Origin of the sequence: Rahnella sp. GSA61A (assembly GCF_019969905.1) — a bacterium.
Taxonomy (GTDB): domain Bacteria; phylum Pseudomonadota; class Gammaproteobacteria; order Enterobacterales; family Enterobacteriaceae; genus Rahnella; species Rahnella aceris.
On the sequence record NZ_JAHXYO010000014.1, the window covers coordinates 47,117 to 71,638 of the forward strand.

General features: G+C 52.8%; 18 protein-coding genes and 1 other RNA gene. 9 read left to right on the forward strand and 10 right to left on the reverse strand.

Going from position 1 to position 24,522, the window contains the following annotated elements:
* Positions 1-46: 46 nt before the first annotated feature.
* Positions 47-425: RNase P RNA component class A (gene rnpB, locus LC431_RS17435), an RNA gene on the reverse strand.
* Positions 426-450: 25 nt separating this feature from the next.
* Positions 451-1,320 (reverse strand): 16S rRNA (cytidine(1402)-2'-O)-methyltransferase, encoded by an 870-nt coding sequence (rsmI, locus tag LC431_RS17440; RefSeq protein ID WP_013577227.1) that lies wholly within the window; start codon positions 1,318-1,320, stop codon positions 451-453.
* A 61-nt stretch (positions 1,321-1,381) separates the two neighbouring features.
* Here rsmI and LC431_RS17445 point away from each other — a divergent pair, with 61 nt between their 5' ends.
* The 4 genes from LC431_RS17445 to dolP all read left to right on the forward strand — a co-directional run bounded on the left by LC431_RS17445 (position 1,382) and on the right by dolP (position 5,058).
* Complete coding sequence (locus LC431_RS17445; protein ID WP_013577228.1) at positions 1,382-3,418, forward strand: penicillin-binding protein activator; 2,037 nt, start codon at positions 1,382-1,384, stop codon at positions 3,416-3,418.
* Between the two features lie 65 nt (positions 3,419-3,483).
* Complete coding sequence (locus LC431_RS17450) at positions 3,484-3,852, forward strand: YraN family protein (protein ID WP_223510131.1); 369 nt, start codon at positions 3,484-3,486, stop codon at positions 3,850-3,852.
* A gap of 30 nt (positions 3,853-3,882) precedes the next feature.
* Positions 3,883-4,473 carry a DnaA initiator-associating protein DiaA gene (gene diaA / locus LC431_RS17455; protein ID WP_013577230.1) on the forward strand — a complete coding sequence of 197 codons (591 nt, stop codon included), beginning with the start codon at positions 3,883-3,885 and terminating at the stop codon, positions 4,471-4,473.
* 9 nt (positions 4,474-4,482) lie between these two features.
* Positions 4,483-5,058 carry a division/outer membrane stress-associated lipid-binding lipoprotein gene (gene dolP / locus LC431_RS17460; RefSeq protein ID WP_013577231.1) on the forward strand — a complete coding sequence of 192 codons (576 nt, stop codon included), beginning with the start codon at positions 4,483-4,485 and terminating at the stop codon, positions 5,056-5,058.
* Between the two features lie 79 nt (positions 5,059-5,137).
* Here dolP and mtgA read toward each other — a convergent pair whose 3' ends face one another.
* Positions 5,138-5,860: a monofunctional biosynthetic peptidoglycan transglycosylase gene (gene mtgA, locus LC431_RS17465; RefSeq protein WP_013577232.1), complete on the reverse strand. Its 723-nt coding sequence runs from the start codon at positions 5,858-5,860 to the stop codon at positions 5,138-5,140.
* Positions 5,861-6,756: 896 nt separating this feature from the next.
* A complete protein-coding gene (gene arcB, locus LC431_RS17470) occupies positions 6,757-9,096 on the reverse strand; it encodes an aerobic respiration two-component sensor histidine kinase ArcB (protein WP_112198094.1) in 2,340 nt (779 codons plus the stop codon).
* An 872-nt stretch (positions 9,097-9,968) separates the two neighbouring features.
* On the opposite strand from arcB, the gene gltB reads away from it, so the two are divergent.
* Positions 9,969-14,426, forward strand: coding sequence for a glutamate synthase large subunit (gltB, locus tag LC431_RS17475; RefSeq protein WP_223510132.1), 4,458 nt, complete (start codon positions 9,969-9,971; stop codon positions 14,424-14,426).
* A 9-nt stretch (positions 14,427-14,435) separates the two neighbouring features.
* Entirely contained in the window at positions 14,436-15,854 is a 1,419-nt protein-coding gene (locus LC431_RS17480) for a glutamate synthase small subunit (protein ID WP_013577235.1), read from the forward strand.
* Positions 15,855-16,017: 163 nt separating this feature from the next.
* On the opposite strand, the gene sspB is transcribed toward LC431_RS17480, so the two are convergent.
* The 5 genes from sspB to zapE form a co-directional block, all read right to left on the reverse strand.
* Positions 16,018-16,512: a ClpXP protease specificity-enhancing factor gene (sspB, locus tag LC431_RS17485; protein WP_013577236.1), complete on the reverse strand. Its 495-nt coding sequence runs from the start codon at positions 16,510-16,512 to the stop codon at positions 16,018-16,020.
* A 3-nt stretch (positions 16,513-16,515) separates the two neighbouring features.
* The gene (sspA, locus tag LC431_RS17490) at positions 16,516-17,157 is read right to left on the reverse strand and encodes a stringent starvation protein SspA (RefSeq protein ID WP_013577237.1); all 642 of its coding nucleotides are present in this window, start codon (positions 17,155-17,157) and stop codon (positions 16,516-16,518) included.
* Between the two features lie 334 nt (positions 17,158-17,491).
* Positions 17,492-17,884: a 30S ribosomal protein S9 gene (rpsI, locus tag LC431_RS17495; protein ID WP_013577238.1), complete on the reverse strand. Its 393-nt coding sequence runs from the start codon at positions 17,882-17,884 to the stop codon at positions 17,492-17,494.
* A gap of 16 nt (positions 17,885-17,900) precedes the next feature.
* Positions 17,901-18,329 carry a 50S ribosomal protein L13 gene (rplM, locus tag LC431_RS17500; RefSeq protein ID WP_013577239.1) on the reverse strand — a complete coding sequence of 143 codons (429 nt, stop codon included), beginning with the start codon at positions 18,327-18,329 and terminating at the stop codon, positions 17,901-17,903.
* Between the two features lie 318 nt (positions 18,330-18,647).
* The gene (zapE, locus tag LC431_RS17505; protein ID WP_112151046.1) at positions 18,648-19,787 is read right to left on the reverse strand and encodes a cell division protein ZapE; all 1,140 of its coding nucleotides are present in this window, start codon (positions 19,785-19,787) and stop codon (positions 18,648-18,650) included.
* A 285-nt stretch (positions 19,788-20,072) separates the two neighbouring features.
* Here zapE and zapG point away from each other — a divergent pair, with 285 nt between their 5' ends.
* The 3 genes from zapG (at position 20,073) to degS (ending at position 23,151) form a co-directional block, all read left to right on the forward strand.
* On the forward strand, positions 20,073-20,474 hold the full coding sequence (gene zapG / locus LC431_RS17510) for a Z-ring associated protein ZapG (RefSeq protein WP_013577242.1): 402 nt from the start codon (positions 20,073-20,075) through the stop codon (positions 20,472-20,474).
* A 154-nt stretch (positions 20,475-20,628) separates the two neighbouring features.
* Positions 20,629-21,996 carry a serine endoprotease DegQ gene (gene degQ, locus LC431_RS17515; protein WP_013577243.1) on the forward strand — a complete coding sequence of 456 codons (1,368 nt, stop codon included), beginning with the start codon at positions 20,629-20,631 and terminating at the stop codon, positions 21,994-21,996.
* A gap of 87 nt (positions 21,997-22,083) precedes the next feature.
* Positions 22,084-23,151, forward strand: coding sequence for an outer membrane-stress sensor serine endopeptidase DegS (gene degS / locus LC431_RS17520; RefSeq protein ID WP_037035040.1), 1,068 nt, complete (start codon positions 22,084-22,086; stop codon positions 23,149-23,151).
* Positions 23,152-23,247: 96 nt separating this feature from the next.
* Here degS and murA read toward each other — a convergent pair whose 3' ends face one another.
* Positions 23,248-24,507 carry a UDP-N-acetylglucosamine 1-carboxyvinyltransferase gene (gene murA / locus LC431_RS17525; protein ID WP_013577245.1) on the reverse strand — a complete coding sequence of 420 codons (1,260 nt, stop codon included), beginning with the start codon at positions 24,505-24,507 and terminating at the stop codon, positions 23,248-23,250.
* Positions 24,508-24,522: the final 15 nt, after the last annotated feature.

The following is a 24,522-nucleotide window of genomic DNA, read 5'->3' on the forward strand; positions in this document are numbered from 1 at the left end:
AAGTTGGTGCATTCCTCAGGAATACACCAACTCATTGTTTTATATAGAGTGGAGTTGACCGTTAAGCCGGGTTCTGTCGTGGACAGTCATTCGTCTAGGCCAGCAATCGCTCACTGGCTCAAGCAGCCTACCCGGGTTCAGTACGGGCCGTACCATGTGAACCCCTATTTGGCCTTGCTCCGGGTGGAGTTTACCTTGCCACGAACTGTTGCCAGCCGCGCGGTGCGCTCTTACCGCACCCTTTCACCCTTACCTGATCCCGCTTGCGCGGGCCATCGGCGGTTTGCTCTCTGTTGCACTTGTCGTAAGCTCGCGCTTCCCAGGCGTTACCTGGCACCCTGCCCTATGGAGCCCGGACTTTCCTCCCCTCCTTCTGTCTCCCCCGAAAGGGACGGCAAAGAAGCGGCGACTGTCTGGTCAACTCCGCGGCGGATAATAGGGTATTACGCCCTATTTGTCACCCTCTTGCTCATCAAGCGCGTATTTATACAACGCATTCTTCTTCACACCGTGGATTTCGGCGGCCAGCGCGGCCGCTTTTTTGAGCGGCAGTTCTTTTTGCAGCAATGCCAGTGTGCGCAGGGCTTCCGCCGGTAAGGCTTCGGTATCGACCTTATGGCCTTCAACGATCAGCACCATTTCACCGCGCCGGCGCGTTTCGACTTCCTGCACCCATGCCAGCAGTTCACCCACCGGCGCACCGTGAATATTTTCCCAGGTTTTGGTCAGTTCACGCGCCAGTACGACATAACGATCTGGCCCCCAGACTTCGACCATATCCTGCAAACTGTCCAACAGGCGGTGCGTGGATTCATAGAAAATCAGCGTGCGGGGTTCTTCAATCAATGCCTGCAACGTATCTTTACGGGATTTGGTTTTGGCGGGCAGAAACCCTTCGTAACAGAAACGATCAGAGGGCAAACCGGCGGCACAAAGCGCGGTGATCGCCGCACAGGCACCGGGTAACGGTACCACGCGGATACCGGCTTCGCGGCAGCGACGCACAAGGTGATAGCCAGGATCATTGATCAGCGGCGTACCGGCATCCGAGACCAGCGCTATCGTCTGGCCTGCCTGCAATTTCGCCAGTAAATGCTCAGCTTTCTGCTGTTCATTATGATCATGCAGCGGATACATTTTTGCCGTGATCGCGAAATGTTGCAGCAGCAATCCGGTATGGCGGGTATCTTCTGCAGCAATCAAATCTACACTGTTCAGTACGGCCAGCGCGCGTTGGGTAATATCCCCTAAATTGCCAATTGGCGTCGGTACGATATACAGCGTTGAGGCAGAAATATCTGCTTGATCGTCTTGATTCATTGTTTCATCCGGATTGCCGATTTAATATTGAGCATCTTAAAAAAACATCACTGGAAACTGAATGCCTTCCTCAATGACCTTTCGTACCCGTTCGGGACGTTTACTCCCTGCCATCATCGTGGCCATGCTTCTTGCCAGCTGTTCAGGTCAGGCGCCGCAGGCACCGACAGAAAGTGTCCAGGGTGCAGCGTCCGGCAGCTCTGACTATTATTTGCAGCAGGCGCAGCAAAGCGGTGATGATAACAAGGCTGACTGGCAATTGCTTGCAGTGCGTGCCCTGATACGCGAAGGCAAAGCGCCTCAGGCGGCGGAACAGCTGGCTAAAGTGCCGCAAAATCTGACGGCTGCCCAAACCGTCGAACAGCAACTGACCAGTGCAGAAGTGCAGGTTGCGCTGAAAAATTATCCGGCAGCAGCCACCAGTCTGAGCCAGTTGGATCCCCACGATCTGACCAACGATCAGAAAGCCCGTTATTATCAGGCGCAAATCGATGCCAGTCAGGGGCGCACCAGCCTTGGCGTGATCCGCGCCTATATCGCGCAGGAGCCGCTGGTACAAGGTCAGCCGCATCAGGACAACATTGACCGCACCTGGATGGCGCTGACGCAGATGTCCGCACAGGACGTCAACAGCATCGTGATCAATGCGGATGAAAATACGCTGCAGGGATGGCTGGATTTACTCAGCGTCTGGCAAAGCAACAAGCAGGATCCTGATTTACTGAAAGCCGGGATTAAAGACTGGCAGCGCCGTTATCCGGTGAATCCGGCAGCGAAAAGCCTGCCGACTCAGCTCAATAATGTGCTGACTTTCCAGCCTGCTTCAACCGGCAAAATTGCGCTGTTTCTGCCAATGAGCGGCCCGGCACAGGTTTACGGGAATGCCATTCAGCAGGGTTTTAATGCGGCAATGAGCGGTCAGGTCAGCCAGCCAGCGGCACAAACGGCACCGACCGATCCAAACGCACAATCTCAGACGCCGGCAGACCCGAACGCAGCCGTCAGTACATCTGCACCGGACGCCAGCGCGCAAAATACCGCGTCTCAAACCGATCCTTCCCAGGCTCAGCCTGCCGCAACCCCAGCCGCTGCGCCCGTGGCCAGCAGCAACGGGCAGGTGAAAGTGTATGATACCAATGGTCAGCCTCTGGCCGCGCTTCTGACGCAGGCTCAGCAGGATGGCGCAACGCTGGTTGTCGGCCCGCTGCTGAAAGATCAGGTGAACGCACTCGCTTCTGACCAGACGCCTCTGAATGTTTTAGCGCTCAATCAGCCAGAAACTGAGAAAAACAGCCCGAATATCTGTTACTTTGCGCTCTCGCCGGAAGACGAGGCACAGGATGCTGCGCGCCACATGTGGTCTGAGCAGAAACGTATGCCGCTGTTACTGGTGCCGCGTGGCAGCTTCGGCGACCGTATCGCGCAGGCTTTTGCTAACGAATGGCAGAAACTGGGCGGGCAAACCGTACTGAAACAAGGTCTCGGTTCCGCCGGTGAATTGCGTTCTTCTATTGGCAGCGGTATCCGCCTGACCGGTACGCCGGTCACCACCAGTGATGCAGCCGCGCCAGCACAAGCGCAGGGTGTCACAATTGGTGGCATTACCATCCCGGCGCCGCCGACAGATGCACAGATTACGCAAGGCAGTACCGGTGGCGCAGTGGATTCCGTCTACGTTGTTGCGACACAAAGTGAACTGACGCTGATTAAACCGATGCTGGATCTGGCCGTGAATGGCCGCGTGCATCCTTCAGTGTACGCCAGTTCGCGCAGCTATCAGGCAGGTGCCGGTCCGGATTACCGTCTCGAAATGGAAGGCGTGCAGTTTAGCGATATTCCTTTACTGGCAGGCGGTAACCCTGCGCTGATGCAGCAGGCAGCCGCGAAGTTTGGTAACGACTATTCGCTGGTTCGTCTCTATGCGATGGGGATCGATGCCTGGAATCTGGCAAATCATTTCTCCCAGATGCGCACATTGCCTGGCTTCCAGGTTTCCGGCAGCACCGGAGAATTGAGCGCCAATAGCAATTGCGTGATCCACCGTAAATTGCCATGGCTGCAATACCGTCAGGGTTCGCTGGTGCCAGTTTCTTCTTAAGAGAAAACTGAAACAGCTCAACAGAGATCGGAATTCTCAGCCATTACAGGTACAAGGACGTACTGATGAAGTCTTTTTTGTCAAAAACGCGGGCGTGCGGCGATAAATACGAAGCATTTGCACGACGCTATCTCGAAGAAGCCGGGTTAACCTTCGTGGCGGCCAATGTGGCCTGCCGTGCCGGTGAAATTGACATGATCATGCGTGACCAGCAAACCTGGGTGTTTGTTGAAGTCCGTTACCGGCGCAACGCCAGTTTTGGTGGTGCGGCGGCCAGCGTGACGATTCAAAAACAGCAGCGCCTGTTACGCGCTGCCTCTTTCTGGCTTGCAGGAAAGAACGCAAGCTTTGACACATCATCTTGCCGTTTTGATGTTTTTGCCATCACCGGCAGCCAGATAGAATGGCTGCTTGATGCCTTCAATGCGGAATAAATATTACGACGACTGACTGGACGAAAACCCGTGCTGGATAGAATCAAAGTCTGCTTTACAGAAAGTATCCAAACTCAGATTGCGGCGGCAGAAGCCTTGCCTGACGCGATTTCCCGCGCCGCGATGACGCTGGTGCAATCGCTGCTTAACGGCAATAAAATTCTGTGCTGCGGCAATGGCACCTCTGCGGCAAATGCGCAGCATTTTTCCGCCAGTCTGATTAATCGTTTTGAAACTGAACGTCCCAGCCTTCCTGCAATCTCATTATGTGCAGATAACATTGTGCTCACTGCGATTGCCAACGATCGACTGCATGAAGAAATTTATGCTAAACAGGTGCGCGCCTTAGGTCAGGCGGGTGATGTTCTGCTGGCCATTTCTACCCGCGGCAACAGCCGTGATATTGTCAAAGCCGTTGAAGCAGCGGTAACCCGTGATATGACCATTGTCGCATTAACAGGTTATGACGGCGGCGAGCTGGCGGGTTTACTGGGGCCTCATGATGTTGAGATCCGCATTCCCTCTCATCGCAGCGCCCGCATTCAGGAAATGCATATGCTCACAGTTAACTGTCTCTGTGACCTGATAGATAACACGCTGTTCCCACACCAGGACGATTAAGGAGATCCCATGAAGGCGAGTCCTCTCTTTGCTGTATTGTTAAGCGCCCTTCTGCTACAAGGCTGTGTCGCCGCTGCGGTAGTTGGTGCGGCTGGCGTCGCAACAAAAACAACGACTGACCCACGTACGGTCGGCACTCAGGTTGATGACAGCACGCTGGAAGCCCGTGTCTCTAATGCGGTGAGTAAAGATAAACAACTGAAAGACGAAGCCCGCATCGTGGCGACTGCGTATCAGGGTAAAGTCCTGTTAACTGGTCAGGCGCCGACGGCGGATATGGCTTCTCGCGCAAAACAAATTGCGATGGGTGTTGAAGGCGCAACGGAAGTGTACAACGAAATCCGTACCGGTAAGCCGGTCAGCATGGGCACAGCGTCAATGGATACGTGGATCACCACCAAAGTCCGTTCTCAGTTGCTGACCAGTGATTCAGTTAAATCATCTAACGTCAAAGTCACCACCGAAAACGGCGAAGTGTTCCTGCTGGGTCTGGTGACGCAGGAAGAAGGTAAGTCAGCGGCTGGGATAGCGGCTGGCGTGAGCGGCGTTAAACACGTCACCACGGCCTTTACTTACGTTAAATAGCTACGTGAAATAATTCAGTACGTTATAACCAAAAAGGACAGCTCAGGCTGTCCTTTTTTTACTGTAAACATCATCCGCTCTAATGCAGTTTATGCTCTTGCAGGAAAGACTCACCACCGAGTTGGCTCATCTGACGCAGGATCCATTGCTGACGGCGTATGACATACGCAGAAGGCGCATTCACCTTAAACAGATGCGGATTCGGCAACACTGCGGCCAGTAACGCGGCCTGAGACGCAGTCAGGCGGCTGGCCGGTTTATGGAAGAAATGCTGCGCAGCCTGCTCGACGCCAAAGACGCCATCACCAAACTCCGCGATATTCAGGTACACCGTCAGAATGCGACGTTTTGTCCATACGGTTTCAATACCCACGGTCAGCCCGGCCTCAAGCCCTTTACGCACCCAACTGCGCCCATCCCACAGAAACAGGTTTTTAGCGGTTTGCTGGGATAATGTCGAAGCACCACGCATTTTTCCGCCGTCTTTATCCAGCACCGACTGAATAGCATCGACATCAAATCCCCAATGAGTCGGGAATTTCTGATCTTCCGCCGCCATCACCGCGAGCGCCATTGGTGAGGAAATCTCACTCATTGGCACCCAGTCCGAATGTGCAACATAACCAAAATCACCGGTCAGCCACGCGGAAATCTGGCGCTCCACCATCACGGCAGAAAAAGGCACGGGTAAAAAAGAAAAAAGAAGAATGCCCGCTACCCATAAGCAGAGTAACAGTATCACTGCGCGTTTTAGCCATAACAGCGGCGTACGCAACAGGCCTTTTCGAGTAATTTTATTCATTTGGCGCTTTCCACAACACATCCGACCATCTAATCAATCTCAATAATAACCTGCAAGATCAGGCTAGCGAAATGCTGCACAATATTGCTAACAATTGAGCAATAACAATGAAACTTTTGCTTACATTCAGAACGAAAAATTCCGATTAAACCACTACCATCAAGGAGTTCCGTCAAACAGTCAGGAACTCTTGCTTTTTTCACTGCGACTGATTTTTAAGCAAAAAAGTAAAATTTTTGTAAACTAATCAACAAAAGATACGTAAGATTAATTTATGATTCCAATCAGTGAAAGTGAATAAATTCTCATCAATTATTCCGTAATGCGTTAACGCACTAAGTCAAATACAACACCTGTGATACCTAAAAAATCAGCAGGGTGTGCACCTTTTTATCAGATAAAAAACGCATAAACCTAAGTGAAATTTTTTCATTTAAAATAAATTTCAGATCTCTTTTGGCTCCGGAGAGATCATTTCGCTGAAATTCACACTTAAATCATATATTACAACAAGTTGGCATAAATTTTTCAATTTATAGAACCGGTTTCATAGACGAGCATGTCGCAAATTCACCTGCAAAACCGCCTGCTATTGTTCACTTCCATAAGCAAAATTGCATGTCGCCAATACAACATCAACATGCTTCATTTGTATTCTGTCAAAAATCCTGCGATAAAGACTTGATGTTTTGTATAGACAAAGACTAATCTACATCACAGTTTTTAATGAATGTTGTAACAGTTCTGCTTATATTTGTTATGTTGATTGCTACAGGATGTATTAGACTTTAAACCTGAATTCCAAGACCTGCGAAAACCGAACCCTAAAAACTATCGTGGGTTACCTCTTTCCCTGGTGTTGGCGCAGTATTCGCGCACCCCGGCCTCGGCCGGGGTTATTTTTTTTCAGCGTTTGCCGTCCAGTCACGTAATACTTTGATGTCATTGCGCCATTCGGCCTTCAGCTCATCAATCCATTCCTGAACGTTATCCCACCAGGCTGGCAATGTCGGCGTCTGAATTTGTTGTGCCAGTTGCTGTAAATGTTTCAGGCCAACAGAACCCGCCGCGCCTTTGATTTTGTGGCCTTCCTCGGCAATCCCTTTTTGATCGCGTGCCGTCATGTTGGAATCAAGCACAGCCAGATAGCCCGGCATCATTTTTTCAAACATATCCGCACTCTGATAAATCAGTTTCGCCCCAACGAGGTCGATGTACTGCTCAAGCATGGCGGTATCAAGCAACGATTCGCTGTCTTTCATCACTACGGGCTCCTTTTCCACTACGGAAACGTCAGGCTGATGATCCCAGAACTGCTGAATCATCGCGGTCAGCGCGGAAACAGACAGCGGCTTGCTCAGCACGTCATCCATTCCCGCATCGAGATACTCTTTTTTGTCTTTCAGCACGTTTGCTGTCAGGGCAATCAGTGGCGGCAGACGTTGTCCGGCGTAATCGGTGCGCAGCTTGCGGGCAATATCCAGCCCTGTCATGTCAGGCAACTGGATATCCAGCAGTACCAGATCGAATTCGTCAGGATCGAACATCTCCAGCGCATCATGGCCATTCATCGCCACTTCCACGCTGTTACCTAACTTCTCCAGCACTGAACGCGCCACAATGACGTTCAGCTCAATGTCTTCGACCAGCAGCACGTGCAGCGCCGGTAAGGGCATGTCTTCTTCGTCACTGGCCAGGTCAGCCGGTGAATCCAGCGTTGGTGCGCGTACGACGAGCGTAAAGCAGGAACCCTGACCCGGCACGCTGCTGACGGTGATATCACCGCCCATTGCCTGCGCCAGACGTTTTGAGACCGCCAGCCCAATCCCTGTGCCGGTCGCCGGTTTACCGCCGTTCTGATCTTTCACCTGATAATACATGGCAAAGATTTTGTCCTGCTCATCCTGCGGGATCCCCAGACCGGAATCGCGCACGACAAATCGCAGCATATCGTTCGGTTCATAATGCACGCTCAGCACAATCTCACCTTCGCGGGTGAATTTGACGGCGTTGCCGATCAGATTCCACAGAATCTGGCGCAGACGCGTGCCGTCCGTCGTAATACTGCGCGGCAACGGCAGGTCAGGCTCCATGATAAATTTCAGCCCTTTCGGCTGGGCCAGCAGTCCGGAGAGATTTTCCAGATCGGAGAGGAATTCGGTGAAATCAACCGGCTGGTTATCAAGCTGCACTTTGCGGCGCTCAATTTTGTCCATTTCAATAATATCGTTGAAGATATTGCCGAGGGTGATCGCGCTGACATGAATGGTTTTCAGGTAGCTGTGCTGTTCTTTGTCCAGCTCGGTGTCGAGCAAAATGCGGCTCAGCCCGACGATGCCGTTAAGCGGCGTACGCAGCTCGTGGCTGATCGTTGAGATAAAAGTGGTCTTCTCACGGCTGGCGTTCTCTAACGCGTCCTGATAGCGCTTACGCTCGGTAATATCGCGTCCGAAGCCCATCAGCCCGTGTCGCTTACCGATACGGTCATAAAACGGCACTTTACGCAATTCGAAGCAGGCTTTGCGCCCGTCCGGATAGACCAGCCATTGTTCGTAGGTCAGGGAAACGTTGTGACGGAAAACCTTCTCGTCGGTTTCGACCACTTTCTCGGCGATATCCGGAGTATAAACATCGTTGGGAGTCAGGCCGATCAGTTGCTTTTCACTTTTGCCGGTCAGCAGTTCCATCGCCCGGTTACAGCCGGAGAATTCTTTGTCTTCGTTGCGGTAATACACCAGGTCCGGCGAGGCATCGAGGAAAGAGCGTAATAATGCAGATTGCTGGCTCAGTTCGATCTGCGCCTGTTCGCGGTGCTGCATTTCGAGTTTCAGCTTATCGACCACTGCCAGACGCGCTTCTTCCGCTTTCACACGGTCGGCGATTTCCTGATTCAGTTGGGTGATGTTGTCTTTGAGTTGCTGATTCAGTTCGAGGTCGCGGTGGCGCATTTCTTCCAGTTTATCGACCAGACGCGCTAAACGCTGACGCGACTCTTCAAGTTGTTCAACCACCACCGACAGGAAGTAAACCGCCCAGGGCGTGATCAGCAAACCAAAGAAGATGGAACGAACGACGTCGATACTCTCAACCTGCCCGCGCAGGAGCATCGTGACCGCCATCTGGACAATCATTGCCAGTACCACCAGCGCAGACGCCAGCAACAGTGAGAATCTCACCAGCCCCAGCTTGACCATCAGATCGACATAATACTGCGCTAAAACCCGGATTTGCTTCATAACGTTTCCCTTAAAACGAAGTCGTCTGAATCATACCGCAAAACCTCACCGGCGTGATGGCAGGGGATAAATTGAGCGTGAAGTTTGTGAGATGCACCTTGCAGGGGCTTGTCATGGTGCAATGCAGGAAATAAGGGCAGAGTTATTGACTATTATCTGCGGTGATATTATTAATATCGGCCGGCTTTATCAGGCTGCACGCGTTGCCAACTGCCGTCCAGCTAACATTTTTTCCTTTTATCCTCCGAATATTTTCTCTCCCGGTGCGTTTCGCACAGGCATAACTATTCATTATTACTGCAAATAAAGTCATTCGTGGCAGTATGAATAATTCTTATTACAAACACCGGACTAACACATTATTACTGTCAGGTTAAAAACAGTGACAAACCGCATGGGTACAGTATTTTCCAGTATAAAATACTGGTAATTACGCCCCTGCCAGCACGGTGCGGAGATCTTACGCTTTCCCCATAGTGAGTCAGCTCACACTTTACGTGCATGCCCCCATCGGAAATATGCCAGCAAAAACCCCATAAAACATATATATTTCAAATAATTAAATCTCTTTATATCACTTTTAATATAACTTAAATCGCCATTTGACCTGTCTGTGCTTTCTCGCTAAGTTGGGAGTCCGCTGGAAGCAATCTCGACGGGTGAGCAACTCGTCATATTTATGCAGTAATTGAAGACTCCCTCATTAAAACAAGTCAACCACCACTTGTGAGAACCATCACGAGAGGCCTTTGACGGAGATGTCCGGGCAATCAACGCACCGCAAGAGTGCGCGAAATTGCGGACAAACCTCTGTGTATAAGCCCGCTCGCGATTGGTGTGAGAGTCTCGCAGAGCCTGGGGAGGTTCACGTAATGTTGTACGATAAATCCCAAGAGAGGGACAACTGTGGTTTCGGCCTGATCGCCCATATAGAAGGCGAACCTAGCCATAAGGTCGTGCGTACTGCGATCCACGCGCTGGCCCGTATGCAACACCGTGGTGCGATCCTTGCTGACGGCAAGACCGGCGACGGCTGTGGCCTTCATTTACAGAAACCTGACCGTTTCTTCCGCATGATTGCTGAAGAACGTGGCTGGCGTCTGGCGAAAAACTATGCCGTTGGCATGCTGTTCCTCAGCAAAGATGAAAAAGAAGCTGAGGCAAGCCGCCGCATTGTTGAAGAAGAGTTGCAAAACGAGACGCTGTCCGTGGTGGGCTGGCGTGACGTTCCGACCAATCCGGACGTACTCGGTGAAATCGCGCTTTCCTCCCTGCCCCGCATCGAACAAATTTTTGTCAACGCGCCTGCCGGCTGGCGTCCGCGTGACATGGAGCGCCGCCTTTATATGGCACGCCGCCGTATTGAGAAACGCATTCAGGATAAAGACTTCTATGTGTGCAGTTTCTCCAACGTGGTCACGATCTATAAAGGCCTGTGTATGCCTGCGGATCTGCCACGCTTCTATTTAGACCTGGCCGACCTGCGTCTGGAATCGGCCATCTGCCTGTTCCACCAGCGTTTCTCGACCAACACCGTACCGCGCTGGCAACTGGCTCAGCCTTTCCGCTATCTGGCGCACAACGGCGAAATCAACACCATCACCGGTAACCGCCAGTGGGCGCGTGCCCGTGCGTATAAATTCAAAACGCCGCTGATCCCCGATCTGCAAGACGCCTCACCGTTCGTGAATGAAACCGGTTCGGACTCCAGCTCGCTGGACAACATGCTGGAACTGTTCCTGGCAGGCGGGATGGATTTACTGCGCGCCATGCGTTTGCTGGTGCCGCCAGCCTGGCAGCAAAACCCGGACATGGACGACGATCTGCGCGCATTCTTCGACTTTAACTCCATGCACATGGAGCCGTGGGATGGCCCGGCCGGTATCGTGATGTCAGATGGCCGTTATGCCGCCTGTAACCTTGACCGTAACGGTCTGCGTCCTGCGCGCTATGTCATCACCAAAGATAAGCTGATCACCTGTGCGTCCGAAGTTGGCATCTGGGATTATCAGCCGGACGAAGTGGTCGAAAAAGGCCGCGTCGGACCGGGCGAGCTGATGGTGATCGACACCCGCAGCGGCAAAATCCACCATTCTGCAGAAACTGACAACGATCTGAAGGGCCGCCATCCTTATAAGCAATGGATGGAGAAAAACGTTCAGCGTCTGGTGCCGTTCGAAGACTTGCCGGAAGATCAGGTGGGCAGCCGTGAGCTGGAAGACACCTTACTGGAAACTTTCCAGAAGCAATTCGGCTACAGCAGCGAAGAACTCGATCAGATCATCCGCGTACTGGGTGAAAACGGTCAGGAAGCCGTCGGCTCCATGGGTGACGACACGCCATTTGCCGTGCTCTCCAGCCGTCCGCGTATCGTGTATGACTACTTCCGCCAGCAATTTGCGCAGGTCACTAACCCGCCAATCGATCCGCTGCGCGAAGCCCACGTGATGTCTCTGGCGACCAGCATCGGCCGCGAGATGAACGTGTTCTGCGAAGCCGAAGGTCAGGCTCACCGTCTGAGCTTCAAATCGCCAATCCTGCTGTGGTCTGACTTTAAACAGCTGACCACGCTCGACAGCAAACACTATCGCGCGGAAACGCTGGATATTACGTACGATCCGACCGAACAAAATATGGAGCAGTTCGTCCAGAAACTCTGTGACGAAGGCGAACAGAAAGTGCGTAACGGCGCGGTTCTGCTGGTGCTGTCTGACCGCAATATCGCCCCGAACCGCCTGCCGCTGCCTGCACCCATGGCCGTCGGTGCGCTGCAGTTGCGTCTGGTTGAGAAAAGCCTGCGATGCGATGCCAACATCATTGTTGAGACCGCCAGCGCCCGTGACCCGCACCATTTCGCCGTGCTGATTGGCTTCGGTGCCACTGCGGTTTACCCGTATCTGGCCTACGAAACCCTGGCAAAACTGGTCGACTCCCAGGTCATCGAGAAGAAATACCGTGAAGTGATGCTGAACTACCGTAACGGCATCAACAAAGGCCTGTACAAGATCATGTCCAAAATGGGCATATCAACCGTCGCCTCTTACCGTTGCTCGAAACTGTTTGAAGCAGTCGGTCTGGCGAAGGATCTGTGCAACACCTGCTTTAACGGCGTCGTCAGCCGTATCGGCGGTGCCGGTTACAGCGACTTCGAACAGGACTTACTGAACCTGTCCAAGCGCGCGTGGCTGAAACGCAAAACGCTGGATCAGGGCGGCCTGCTGAAATTTGTCCACGGTGGCGAATACCATTCCTATAACCCGGACGTGGTCACTACCCTGCAAGCCGCTGTCAACAGCGGTGATTACGACGATTATAAGAAATACGCCAAACTGGTAAACGAGCGTCCGGTGGCCACACTGCGTGACTTGCTGAAAGTCACGCCAAAAGGCCAGCCGATCCCTGTTGATCAGGTTGAACCGGCGGAAGGTTTATTTACCCGTTTCGATACCGCAGCGATGTCTATCGGCGCACTGAGCCCGGAAGCGCATGAATCTCTGGCCGAAGCGATGAACAGCATCGGCGGACGTTCTAACTCCGGCGAAGGTGGCGAAGACCCGGCGCGTTACGGCACCAATAAAGTGTCCCGAATCAAACAGGTGGCTTCCGGTCGTTTCGGTGTAACACCGGCGTATCTGGTCAATGCTGACGTTATCCAGATCAAAGTGGCGCAGGGTGCAAAACCAGGCGAAGGCGGCCAGTTACCGGGTGACAAAGTGACGCCGTACATCGCGAAACTGCGCTATTCCGTACCGGGCGTGACCCTGATTTCTCCACCGCCGCACCACGATATTTATTCCATTGAAGATCTGGCGCAGCTGATTTTCGACCTGAAACAGGTCAACCCGAAAGCGATGATTTCGGTGAAACTGGTGTCTGAACCGGGCGTCGGCACTATCGCCGTTGGCGTGGCAAAAGCTTACGCGGATCTCATCACTATCGCTGGCTACGATGGCGGCACCGGCGCAAGCCCGCTGTCTTCGGTGAAGTATGCCGGTTGTCCGTGGGAACTGGGCCTGGTAGAAACACAACAGGCACTGGTGGCCAACGGCCTGCGTCATAAGATCCGTCTGCAGGTTGATGGCGGCCTGAAAACCGGCCTCGACATCATCAAGGCAGCGATTCTTGGTGCAGAAAGCTTCGGTTTTGGTACCGGCCCGATGGTGGCGCTGGGTTGTAAATACCTGCGTATTTGTCACCTGAACAACTGTGCAACGGGCGTGGCAACTCAGGATGAAAAACTGCGTCGTAACCATTACCACGGCCTGCCGGAACGTGTAACGAACTACTTCAGGTTCATTACGCAGGAAACCCGTGAAATCATGGCCGAGTTGGGCGTCAGCCAACTGGTGGATCTGATTGGTCGTACCGATTTACTGACTGAACTGGACGGTTTCACCGCCAAGCAAAACAATCTCGACCTTTCTGCGATACTGGCAACGGCCACGCCGCATGAAGGCAAAGCGGTGTACTGCACCGAAAGCAACCCGGCGTTCGACAAGGGTCAGCTGAATAAAGACATCCTGGAACAGGCCGCGCCGCATATCGATTCAAAACAGAGCAAAGCGTTCTACTTTGATATCCGCAACACTGACCGTTCCGTTGGCGCTATGTTGTCCGGTGCGATTGCAGAGAAACATGGCGATCAGGGCATGGCGGCTGATCCGGTGCGTATTAACTTCAACGGCACCGCAGGCCAGAGCTTCGGCGTCTGGAACGCAGGCGGCGTAGATTTAATGCTGACCGGCGACGCGAACGACTATGTGGGCAAAGGTATGGCGGGTGGCCGCATTGCCATTCGTCCGCCAATTGGTTCTGCGTTCCGCAGTCACGAAGCCAGCATCATCGGTAACACCTGTTTATATGGCGCAACCGGCGGCAAAATGTTTGCTGCAGGCCGCGCGGGTGAGCGTTTCGCGGTACGTAACTCCGGTGCCATCACCGTGGTGGAAGGCATCGGCGATAACGGTTGTGAATATATGACCGGCGGCATTGTTTGTGTGCTGGGCCGTACCGGCGTCAACTTCGGCGCAGGCATGACCGGTGGTTTCGCTTATGTTCTTGATGAAGATGGCGAATTCCGCAAACGTGTTAACCCGGAACTGGTTGAAGTCCTGGAAGTAGCCGATCTGGCTATCCATGAAGAGCATCTGCGCGGTTTGATCATCGAACACGTACAGCTGACCGCATCGACCCGTGGTGAAGAGATTTTGGCGAACTGGCCGGAATGGGCGCCTAAATTTGCCCTGGTAAAACCGAAGTCCAGTGATGTCAAAGCATTGTTGGGTCACCGTAGTCGTTCCGCAGCTGAGCTGCGGGTACAAGCGCAGTAAGAGGTTAAGATGAGTCAAAACGTTTATCAATTTGTCGACCTGCAGCGTGTTGATCCGCCTAAGAAAGCGCTGAAGATCCGCAAAATTGAGTTTGTGGAAATTTACGAGCCGTTCTCAGCAACGCAGGCCGCATCACAGGCTGACCGCTGCCTGTCCTGCGGTAACCCTTACTGCGAATGGAAATGCCCGGTTCACAACTACATTCCGAACTGGCTGAAGCTGGCGAACGAAGGTCGCATCATGGAAGCAGCCGACCTCGCGCATCAGACTAACAGCCTGCCGGAAGTCTGCGGGCGCGTTTGTCCGCAGGACAGACTGTGCGAAGGCTCCTGTACCCTGAACGATGAGTTCGGTGCAGTGACCATCGGTAACATCGAACGCTACATCAACGATAAAGCGATCGAGATGGGCTGGCGTCCGGATATGTCTCACGTGCAGCCAACCGGCAAACGCGTGGCGATCATCGGCGCAGGCCCGGCAGGTCTGGCTTGTGCAGACGTCCTGACCCGTAACGGTGTGAAAGCGGTGGTTTACGATCGCCATCCGGAAATCGGCGGCCTGCTGACTTTCGGTATTCCGGCCTTCAAGCTGGAAAAATCAGTGATGACCAAGCGTCGCGAAATCTTCACTGAGATGGGTATCGAATTCCAGCTCAATACCGAAGTCGGCAAAGATATCACTATTGATGCGCTGCTGGCGGAATACGATTCTGTATTCCTCGGCGTTGGCACCTATCAGTCCATGCGCGGTGGCCTGGCGAACGAAGATGCGCCGGGCGTGTACGATGCCCTGCCGTTCCTCATCGCTAACACCAAGCAGCTGATGGGCTACGATGACAGCCAGGAAGAACCTTACGTGACGATGGATAAGAAACGCGTCGTGGTGCTGGGCGGTGGTGATACCGCAATGGACTGCGTGCGTACCTCGATTCGTCAGGGCGCAACGCATGTAACCTGTGCGTACCGTCGTGATGAAGAGAACATGCCGGGCTCGCGTCGTGAAGTGAAGAATGCGCGTGAAGAAGGTGTGGATTTCAAATTCAACCTGCAACCGCTGAGCATCGAGCTGAATGATTCAGGCCGCGTATGCGGCGTGCGTATGGCGCGTACCGAACTGGGCGCTCCGGATGCCCATGGCCGCCGTCGTGCAGAAATCGTGGCCGGTTCCGAACATGTGATGGAAGCTGATGCCGTGGTGATGGCATTTGGTTTCCGCCCTCACAAAATGGAATGGCTGGCAGCCCATGACGTTGAGCTGGACTCTCAGGGACGCATCGTTGCCCCTGAAGGCAGCGACAACGCCTTCCAGACCAGCAATCCGAAAATCTTCGCGGGTGGCGATGCAGTTCGCGGTTCTGATCTGGTGGTGACAGCGATTGCTGAAGGCCGCAAGGCCGCAGAAGGCATCATGAACTTCCTCGAAGTCTGATCCGGCGGGGCATCAAAACGGGGCTGCCAGCGATGGCAGCCCCGTTGTTTTTTTAATCGTATGCAATCTGCACTGGCGAAAAGAGGCGGCGGCGTATTTAAGGCAATAAAAAACCCCACGTAACAACGCAGGGTTTAAGCATGAAGCCGGATTGAGCGGGTTGTTATTTCACAACACGCAATGCCGGGCGACCACCGCGAGGCGGTGTCGGCGGCTCATCATCCGGATCTTCTTCAGCCACATCCGGCAAATCACCATCAATGACTGACATGGTCGGTTCTGTCGGCTCATCAGCGCTCAGGTCACCGTCAAAGGCACCTTCGGCTTCATAAGCAGGTTCAGGTTCGAACATGGTACCGGCACCGTTTTCACGGGCATAAATTGCCAGAACAGCAGCAATCGGTACAAACACGTTACGCGGTACGCCACCAAAACGGGCGTTAAAGCGTACGTCATCATTACCCAGTTCGAGATTGCCGACAGCACGCGGCGCAACGTTCAGAACAATTTGTCCGTCACGCGCAAACTCCATCGGCACCATCACGCCAGGCATCGTCACGTCAACCACCAGATGCGGGGTTAACTGGTTGTCCAGCAACCAGTCATAAAAAGCCCGCAGCAGATAGGGGCGACGCGGAGACATGTCGGTCATCTCCATACCTTAACCTCGGGTATGCAAACGCATTTCGCGCTCTGCTTCGGTCAGGGAAGCCAGGAAAGCATCACGTTCGAAGACGCGGGTCATGTAGCCTTTCAGCTCTTTCGAACCGGTACCTGACAATTCAATGCCCAGCTCTGGCAAACGCCACAACAGCGGAGCCAGGTAGCAATCGACCAGACTGAACTCTTCGCTTTTGAAATAAGGCATGTACGAGAAGATTGGCGCAATCGCCAGCAGCTCTTCACGCAGTTGCTTACGTGCAGCGTCCGCTTCAGTCGCAGAACCTTGCTCGATTTGACGCATCAGCGAATACCAGTCATTTTCGATGCGGTGCATCATCAGACGGCTCTCACCACGGGCAACCGGATAAACCGGCATCAGCGGCGGATGCGGGAAGCGCTCATCAAGATATTCCATGATGATGCGGGATTCAAACAGGGTCAGCTCACGATCAACCAGTGTCGGTACAGTGCGGTAAGGGTTGAGGTCAATAAGATCCTGCGGCAGGTGATCCATCTCAACCTGCTCGATCTCGACACTGACACCTTTTTCCGCCAGTACGATACGTACCTGATGGCTAAAAATGTCGGTCGGGCCGGAAAACAGCGTCATTACCGAACGTTTGTTGGCAGCGACAGCCATGAAAACCTCCAAGTTTATCTAGAATATTACAGCGAGTTATCGCCAGCCTGCAGTTTTTGTCCCGTAGTTTCATAGACAACCATCGGCAAGGCGAACCCAGCCAGGAAGCGCGGCAACGTCAACTGCTCGGCGAACAGGCACAAAAGTGTGTGATAGTTTACCAGATTTTACGCAGGCTGTGGGGGACGGTGAGACGATTTCATGGGGAATTGTGTGTCAGGAGATCATTTCCCCTGCAATTACGGAACAAAAGGCATAAAAAAACCCGGTGAAACACCGGGTTTTTGACGCTGATTTTCGTGCCGAAGCACTGTGCTGCAATAGCAGCAGAAAATTAACGCTTGGAGAACTGAGGACGACGACGTGCTTTACGCAGACCGACTTTCTTACGTTCAACCTGACGAGCATCACGAGTAACGAAGCCAGCTTTACGCAGTTCGCCACGAAGATTTTCGTCATATTCCATCAGTGCACGGGTAATACCGTGACGGATAGCACCAGCTTGACCGGAGATACCACCACCTTTAACGGTGATGTACAGGTCGAATTTCTCAACCATGTCGACCAGTTCCAGTGGTTGACGAACTACCATGCGGGCAGTTTCACGACCAAAGTACTGTTCCAGGCTACGCTGGTTAATTACGATGTTACCACTACCCGGTTTGATGAAAACACGAGCGGCGGAGCTTTTGCGGCGACCAGTGCCGTAGTATTGATTTTCAGCCATTGCCTATAATCCCGAATTAAATGTCAAGAACTTGCGGTTGTTGCGCCGCATGAGTGTGCTCGTTACCCGCGTAAACTTTCATTTTACGGTACATTGCACGACCCAACGGGCCCTTTGGCAACATGCCTTTAACCGCGAGCTCGATCACGCGTTCAGGACGGCGAGCGATCATCTCTTCAAAGGTCGCTTGCTTGATACCACCGATGTGGCCGGTGTGATGGTAATAAATCTTGTCGTTACGCTTGTTGCCAGTAACAGCAACTTTTTCTGCGTTCAGAACGATGATGTAATCACCAGTATCAACGTGCGGAGTGTATTCCGCTTTATGTTTGCCACGCAGACGGCGAGCCAGTTCAGTGGCCAGGCGACCTAAGGTCTTGCCGGTAGCGTCAACTACGAACCAGTCACGTTGTACGGTTTCCGGTTTAGCTGTAAAAGTTTTCATTAAAAGCTTACCCAATTAAAGTTACACGTTGGCGAACACCCGAACGCTTACTTGTTTATAAAATAAGTATTTGAGGTTCACACGACCATCGTCCAGCAAACCTACCCCTTCGAATAGCCAATGCTGGCACTTATAAAGTTTCGGGAAAAAAACTTTGTAGTAACGTGGGGTCGCAAGATTATAGAGAAGTCTCCCGCAAAGATCGAACCCTTTTTCGACAAAAAGGAAGATTTACCTCAACGTCTTCTGAGGGTTCGCCATGCAGGCTTTACTGCGCCTTTTTATACCACAGGCTGAGCAAATAATAATCAATTAAAATCACGGCAGATGCGGCCGCCTGAGGTATTCCTCACTCTGCATCTCCTGCAGACGCGAGAGGCAACGCTGATATTCGAATTTCAGCCGTTCCCCCTGATAAATCTCAAACATCGGCACCGCTGCGGAAATCACCAGTTTTACATGGCGCTCATAGAATTCATCGACCAGCGCCAGAAAACGCCGCGCAGCGTTCTCACTGTCTGCGCCCATCACCGGCACATTATGCAGCAGTACACTGTGATAGATTTTCGACAGCGCAATATAATCGAGCTGGCTGCGCGCCTCTTCACATAAGGTATGAAATTCCACCGCCAGCACGCCGTCAACGGCAGCAATGGCCTGCAGCGGACGATGATTCACTTCAAGTACGGGTCTTTCGCCTGCCTCCGCGCCACTGTGATTGCCGGTCAGTTTGCCTAGCATGGAATGCATCGCGTCACTCGTATCAGGGCCAACAGGCGATAACCACAAATTGGCTTGTGTCAGCGTACGCAGACGGTAATCAATGCCGGCATCCACATTCAGCACATCGCAATATTCTTTAATCAGATCAATGGCCGGCAGGAACCGCGCGCGTTGCAGACCGTTGCGGTACAGCAAATCAGGCGGAATGTTCGACGTCGCAATCAGGGTGATACCGCGGGCAAACAGCGCCTGCAGCAACGTCGCCAGCAACATCGCATCGGTAATATCCGAAACAAAAAACTCGTCGAAACAGAGTACGTCCGTTTCCGCTTTGAAGCGGTCAGCAATCACTTCCAGCGGATCTTCCTGCCCCTGAAGCTCCGTCAGTTCTTCATGGACACGCAACATAAAGCGGTGAAAATGCAGGCGAAGCTTACGTTCACCGGGCAGGCTGTGGAAAAACAAATCCATCAGCCAGGTTTTACCGCGCCCCACGCCGCCCCACATATACAGTCCCTGTACTGGTCGCGAAGGGGTTTTCGGCGGAGATTTTGCAAACAAACGGCCCAGCAACCCTCCACGACCGGTGGTCTGAGGCATTGTTGCGGGCTGCGCGGAAAGTGCCTGATAAATCACATCAAGCTTTGCGACAGCCTGTTTCTGAACAGCATCCGCCTGGAATTCACCGGCATCCACAGCGTTCTGATAAAGGAAAAGGGGTGATTGAGATTGCATCTTTGTTAACGTCCCTGAGAAAAAATTTTTATGTTTTTCACGTCGTTTAGCCGCTTTTTTGCCGTGGGTTCGCCGCTTTTCCCGGCTGTCTGTGTATGAAAAAACCAACAGATAGCAGTGATTTTCCCCGCAGGATTCCACTCTGGCAAGGTTAACGGTTATAGTGGAGCTATTGCATGACAAATGCGTGTAACAATTACGTTAAAACCATTGTGTAAAGAAGTTAAGTCATAAAAGTTACGTGAAAAAGCCCTGCGGGACAACGAAGTCAAAATAGGAGTCATTATGACCTGGGAGTATGCACTCATTGGATTAGTGGTCGGTATCGCGATTGGTGCGGTAGCGATGCGCTTTGGTAATCGTAAATTACGTGATCAACAAGTCATGAAAAACGAACTGGAGAAAAGCAAAGCCGAACTCGACGAATACCGTCAGGAACTGGTGGGCCATTTTGCCCGCAGCGCAGAGTTGCTGGATAACATGGCGACTGATTACCGTCAGCTGTATCAGCACATGGCTAAAAGCTCCAACAATTTGCTGCCCGATATGCCCGAGCAAGATAATCCGTTCAACTACCGCCTGACCGGCTCCGAGGCCGATAACGATCAGGTACCGGTGCAAATGCCACGCGATTATTCTGATGGCGCGTCCGGTCTGCTGCGTGGTGAGCGTCCGGTTCGTAAATAACAGACGCCCCTGACCTGCATAACAATCGTTATGCAGGCGTATTTACGGCATATGTCCCGTGCATGTGCCGTTCTCCAGACCCTTCCCGTGCTGTGAATCACCGTTCTATTGTCCATAACTGACGTCCATTACAGAAAGCGAGAGAGTTATCGTGATGAAGAAAAAGTCATTTTTGCTCAGTGTGTTAGCTGTTAGCCTTGGATTAACTTTCGCTTCTGCGCCTATGGCGAATGCCGCTTTACCTACGGAAGTTCAGGGACAACCTTTGCCAAGTCTGGCACCTATGCTGGAAAAAGTATTGCCCGCAGTCGTGGGCGTTCAGGTTTCAGGTACCCAGCCACCCAGTGCGGATGTCCCACCGGAATACAAATTCTTCTTCGGTCAGCAGGACCCGGAACCCAATCAGGGGCCACAGCCTTTTGAAGGGCTGGGTTCAGGCGTTATTATTGATGCCGCCAAAGGCTATGTGCTCACCAACAACCACGTGGTGAATAATGCGGATAAAATCAACGTTCAGCTCAACGATGGCCGTGAATATAAAGCCAGGCTCATCGGCAAAGACGATCAGTCTGATATTGCGGTGATCCAGCTGATTGATGCTAAAAATTTGACACAAATTACGATGGCGGATTCCGACAACCTGCGTGTCGGTGATTTTGCCGTCGCCGTTGGCAATCCGTTTGGGCTTGGCCAGACGGTGACATCCGGCATTGTTTCTGCGCTTGGTCGCAGCGGCCTGAATCTTGAGGGGCTGGAAAACTTTATTCAGACCGATGCGTCGATTAACCGCGGTAACTCCGGGGGCGCATTGCTCGATCTGAAAGGTGAACTGATTGGTATTAACACCGCCATCATTTCCTCTCAGGGTGGCAGCGTCGGTATCGGTTTTGCTATCCCGGCGAACATGGCGAAGAACCTCAGCCATCAGTTGATTGAGTTCGGTGAAGTGAAACGCGGCCTGCTGGGGATCCGCGGCAGTGAAATGACGCCGGAACTGGCGCAGGCATTCAAACTTGACAGCCAGCGCGGCGCTTTCGTCAATGAAGTATTGCCGGATTCTGCAGCGGCGAAAGCCGGTATTAAACCGGGCGACGTACTGATTACCCTGCAGGGGAAAACGCTGAGCAGCTTTGCTGAGTTACGCGCGAAAGTGGGCACCGCAGGTCCGGGCGTCACCATGCAGATTGGTTTGCTGCGCGATGGTAAACCGATGACTGTGAACGTCACGCTGGATAAAAGCCCGGCCGTGGAAGTCAGCATTGAGAAACTCAATCCTGCCTTGCAGGGTGTGACGCTCAGCGATCCGGCGGATAAAAACGCCAAAGGCGTGCATGTCGATGACGTGAAAAAAGGGACGCCCGCTGACCAAATCGGTCTGGAAAAAGACGATGTGATTATCGGTGTAAACCGCGAACCGCTCGAAAATCTGGCCGCTTTCCGCAAAATACTGGAAAGCAAACCTGACCTGATCGCGCTGAGCATCTTGCGTAAAGGGCAAAATATCTACTTATTCATGCCGTAAAGCGTTGAAAATCGGACGCAGGTGCTGCTGCGTCCGATTAACTCATGCTATTCTTCCCTCACTTTTTATCTCGCATCCCATATACCCATGTTTGTTAAGCTATTGAGATCCGCTGTTATCGGCCTGATTGTTGCTGGCATTTTGCTGGCGGCGGTACCTATGTTGCGTAAAAACATCACAGAACCGCTGTTTGACCGAAACTTCACCCAAAACAGCGAAGAACCGGTCAGCTATAACTCAGGCGTCCGCCACGCTGCTCCGGCAGTGGTGAACGTTTATAACCGCAACATGGGTAACAGTTCACAGAACGAACTGGCCATCCGCACACTGGGTTCCGGTGTGATCATGAACGACAATGGTTATATCCTCACCAACAAGCACGTAATCAATAATGCCGATCAGATCATCGTCGCATTGCAGGATGGCCGCGTATTTGAAGCCTTGCTGGTCGGCTCTGACAGCCTGACTGACCTGGCCGTACTGAAAATCAACGCCGGAAATCTGCCGGTGATCCCGATTAATCCACATCGCGCCCCGCATGTCGGTGATGTCGTGATGGCAATTGGTAACCCGTATAACCTCGGTCAGACAGTCACGCAGGGTATTATCAGCGCCACTGGTCGCATTGGCCTCAGCCCGTCAGGCCGCCAGAACTTTCTGCAAACCGATGCATCGATTAACCAGGGTAACTCCGGCGGTGCACTGGTGAATTCGCTGGGTGAGCTGATGGGGATTAATACACTGTCCTTTGACCAAAGTAATGACGGCGCCACACCGGAAGGTATCGGCTTTGCCATCCCGACCGCACTGGCGACAAAAGTCATGGGCAAGCTGATTCGCGATGGCCGGGTTATTCGCGGGTATATCGGAATCAGCGGGCGCGAGGTTTCCCCTCTGCACGGGCCGAATAGCGGACTGGATCATATTCAGGGGATTGTGGTGAATGAAGTCACACCCAATGGCCCGGCGGCTAATGCAGGCATGCAGGTCAGAGACGTGATCGTTAACGTCAACAACAAACCGGCTGTTTCCGCTATCGAGACAATGGATCAGGTCGCAGAGGTTCGTCCGGGTACGGTCATTCCGGTGGAGATTATGCGTGACGGTCAGAAGCTGACCTTGCAGGTGACCGTGCAGGAATATCCTGATCACTGACGATCGCTGAAGACAGCAACGAAAAAGCCGGAAAGGTTTCCCCTTCCGGCTTTTTTATTGCATTAGAAATCGTTTTATTGCATCAAGAGCTACGAATCATTCGCCGTTGAAGCGCTCAATTTTCGCACCCAGCTGACGCAATTTATCTTCGATACGCTCATAGCCACGATCGATGTGATAAATACGGTCAACCACGGTCACCCCCTCGGCAATACAACCCGCCAGAACCAGACTTGCAGAAGCACGTAAATCGGTCGCCATCACCTGAGCGCCAGACAGTTTTTCAACGCCATGACAAATCAGGGTGCTGCCTTCGATTTCAGCATGTGCGCCCATACGGATCAGTTCAGGAATGTGCATGAAACGGTTTTCGAAGATGGTTTCGGTGATCACACCGGTACCCTCTGCCACCAGATTCAGCAAGCTGAACTGCGCCTGCATGTCAGTCGGGAAGCCCGGATGCGGTGCGGTGCGGAAGGTGACGGCTTTAGCCCGTTTGCCATGCATGTCGAGACTGATCCAGTCTTCGCCCACTTCGATATCGGCACCGGCTTCACGCAGTTTTGCCAGTACAGCATCCAGCGTATCAGGACGGGCTTCGCGACAGGTAATCTTGCCACCGGAAATCGCGGCCGCCACCAGGAAGGTGCCGGTTTCGATACGATCGGGGACCACACGGTAAACACCGCCACCCAGACGTGCAACGCCTTCGATGGTGATTTTATCAGTACCCGCACCGGTAATTTTCGCACCCAGCGTATTCAGGAAATTCGCGGTATCGACGATTTCCGGCTCACGCGCGGCGTTTTCAATAATGGTGGTGCCTTCAGCCAATGTCGCTGCGCTCATGATGGTAACGGTCGCACCCACGCTGACTTTATCCATCACGATGTGCGCACCTTTCAGGCGGCCATCGACAGAGGCTTTCACATAACCTTCTTCCAGCACAATGGTCGCGCCCAGCTGTTCCAGACCGGTAATATGCAGGTCAACAGGACGTGCGCCGATAGCACAGCCGCCCGGCAGGGAGACTTCACCGCGACCAAAACGCGCCACCAGCGGGCCAAGAGCCCAGATAGAAGCGCGCATGGTTTTCACCAGGTCATACGGCGCACAAAACTCATTCACCGCACTGGCGTCAACGAAAACAGAACCGTTGCGTTCTATTTTGGTGCCCAGCTGGCTCAGCAGTTTGATGGTGGTATCGATATCTTTCAGATGAGGAACGTTCTGGAGTTCAACAGGTTCTTCAGCAAGCAGTGCGGCAAACAAAATAGGAAGTGCTGCATTTTTTGCACCAGAGATAGTGACTTCACCGCTCAGGCGAGTCCCACCCTGTACACGAAATTTATCCATTATGACTGCTCTCTA

Coding starts and splice junctions, on each gene's coding strand:
- rpsI (WP_013577238.1), bottom strand. CDS start 17,884: ATGGCTGAAAATCAATACTACGGCACTGGTCGCCGCAAAAGCTCCGCC.
- degQ (WP_013577243.1), top strand. CDS start 20,629: ATGAAGAAAAAGTCATTTTTGCTCAGTGTGTTAGCTGTTAGCCTTGGA.
- murA (WP_013577245.1), bottom strand. CDS start 24,507: ATGGATAAATTTCGTGTACAGGGTGGGACTCGCCTGAGCGGTGAAGTC.
- mtgA (WP_013577232.1), bottom strand. CDS start 5,860: ATGAATAAAATTACTCGAAAAGGCCTGTTGCGTACGCCGCTGTTATGG.
- rsmI (WP_013577227.1), bottom strand. CDS start 1,320: ATGAATCAAGACGATCAAGCAGATATTTCTGCCTCAACGCTGTATATC.
- sspB (WP_013577236.1), bottom strand. CDS start 16,512: ATGGAGATGACCGACATGTCTCCGCGTCGCCCCTATCTGCTGCGGGCT.
- dolP (WP_013577231.1), top strand. CDS start 4,483: ATGAAGGCGAGTCCTCTCTTTGCTGTATTGTTAAGCGCCCTTCTGCTA.
- gltB (WP_223510132.1), top strand. CDS start 9,969: ATGTTGTACGATAAATCCCAAGAGAGGGACAACTGTGGTTTCGGCCTG.
- sspA (WP_013577237.1), bottom strand. CDS start 17,157: ATGGCTGTCGCTGCCAACAAACGTTCGGTAATGACGCTGTTTTCCGGC.
- zapG (WP_013577242.1), top strand. CDS start 20,073: ATGACCTGGGAGTATGCACTCATTGGATTAGTGGTCGGTATCGCGATT.
- LC431_RS17480 (WP_013577235.1), top strand. CDS start 14,436: ATGAGTCAAAACGTTTATCAATTTGTCGACCTGCAGCGTGTTGATCCG.
- arcB (WP_112198094.1), bottom strand. CDS start 9,096: ATGAAGCAAATCCGGGTTTTAGCGCAGTATTATGTCGATCTGATGGTC.
- LC431_RS17450 (WP_223510131.1), top strand. CDS start 3,484: ATGAAGTCTTTTTTGTCAAAAACGCGGGCGTGCGGCGATAAATACGAA.
- degS (WP_037035040.1), top strand. CDS start 22,084: ATGTTTGTTAAGCTATTGAGATCCGCTGTTATCGGCCTGATTGTTGCT.
- LC431_RS17445 (WP_013577228.1), top strand. CDS start 1,382: ATGCCTTCCTCAATGACCTTTCGTACCCGTTCGGGACGTTTACTCCCT.
- rplM (WP_013577239.1), bottom strand. CDS start 18,329: ATGAAAACTTTTACAGCTAAACCGGAAACCGTACAACGTGACTGGTTC.
- zapE (WP_112151046.1), bottom strand. CDS start 19,787: ATGCAATCTCAATCACCCCTTTTCCTTTATCAGAACGCTGTGGATGCC.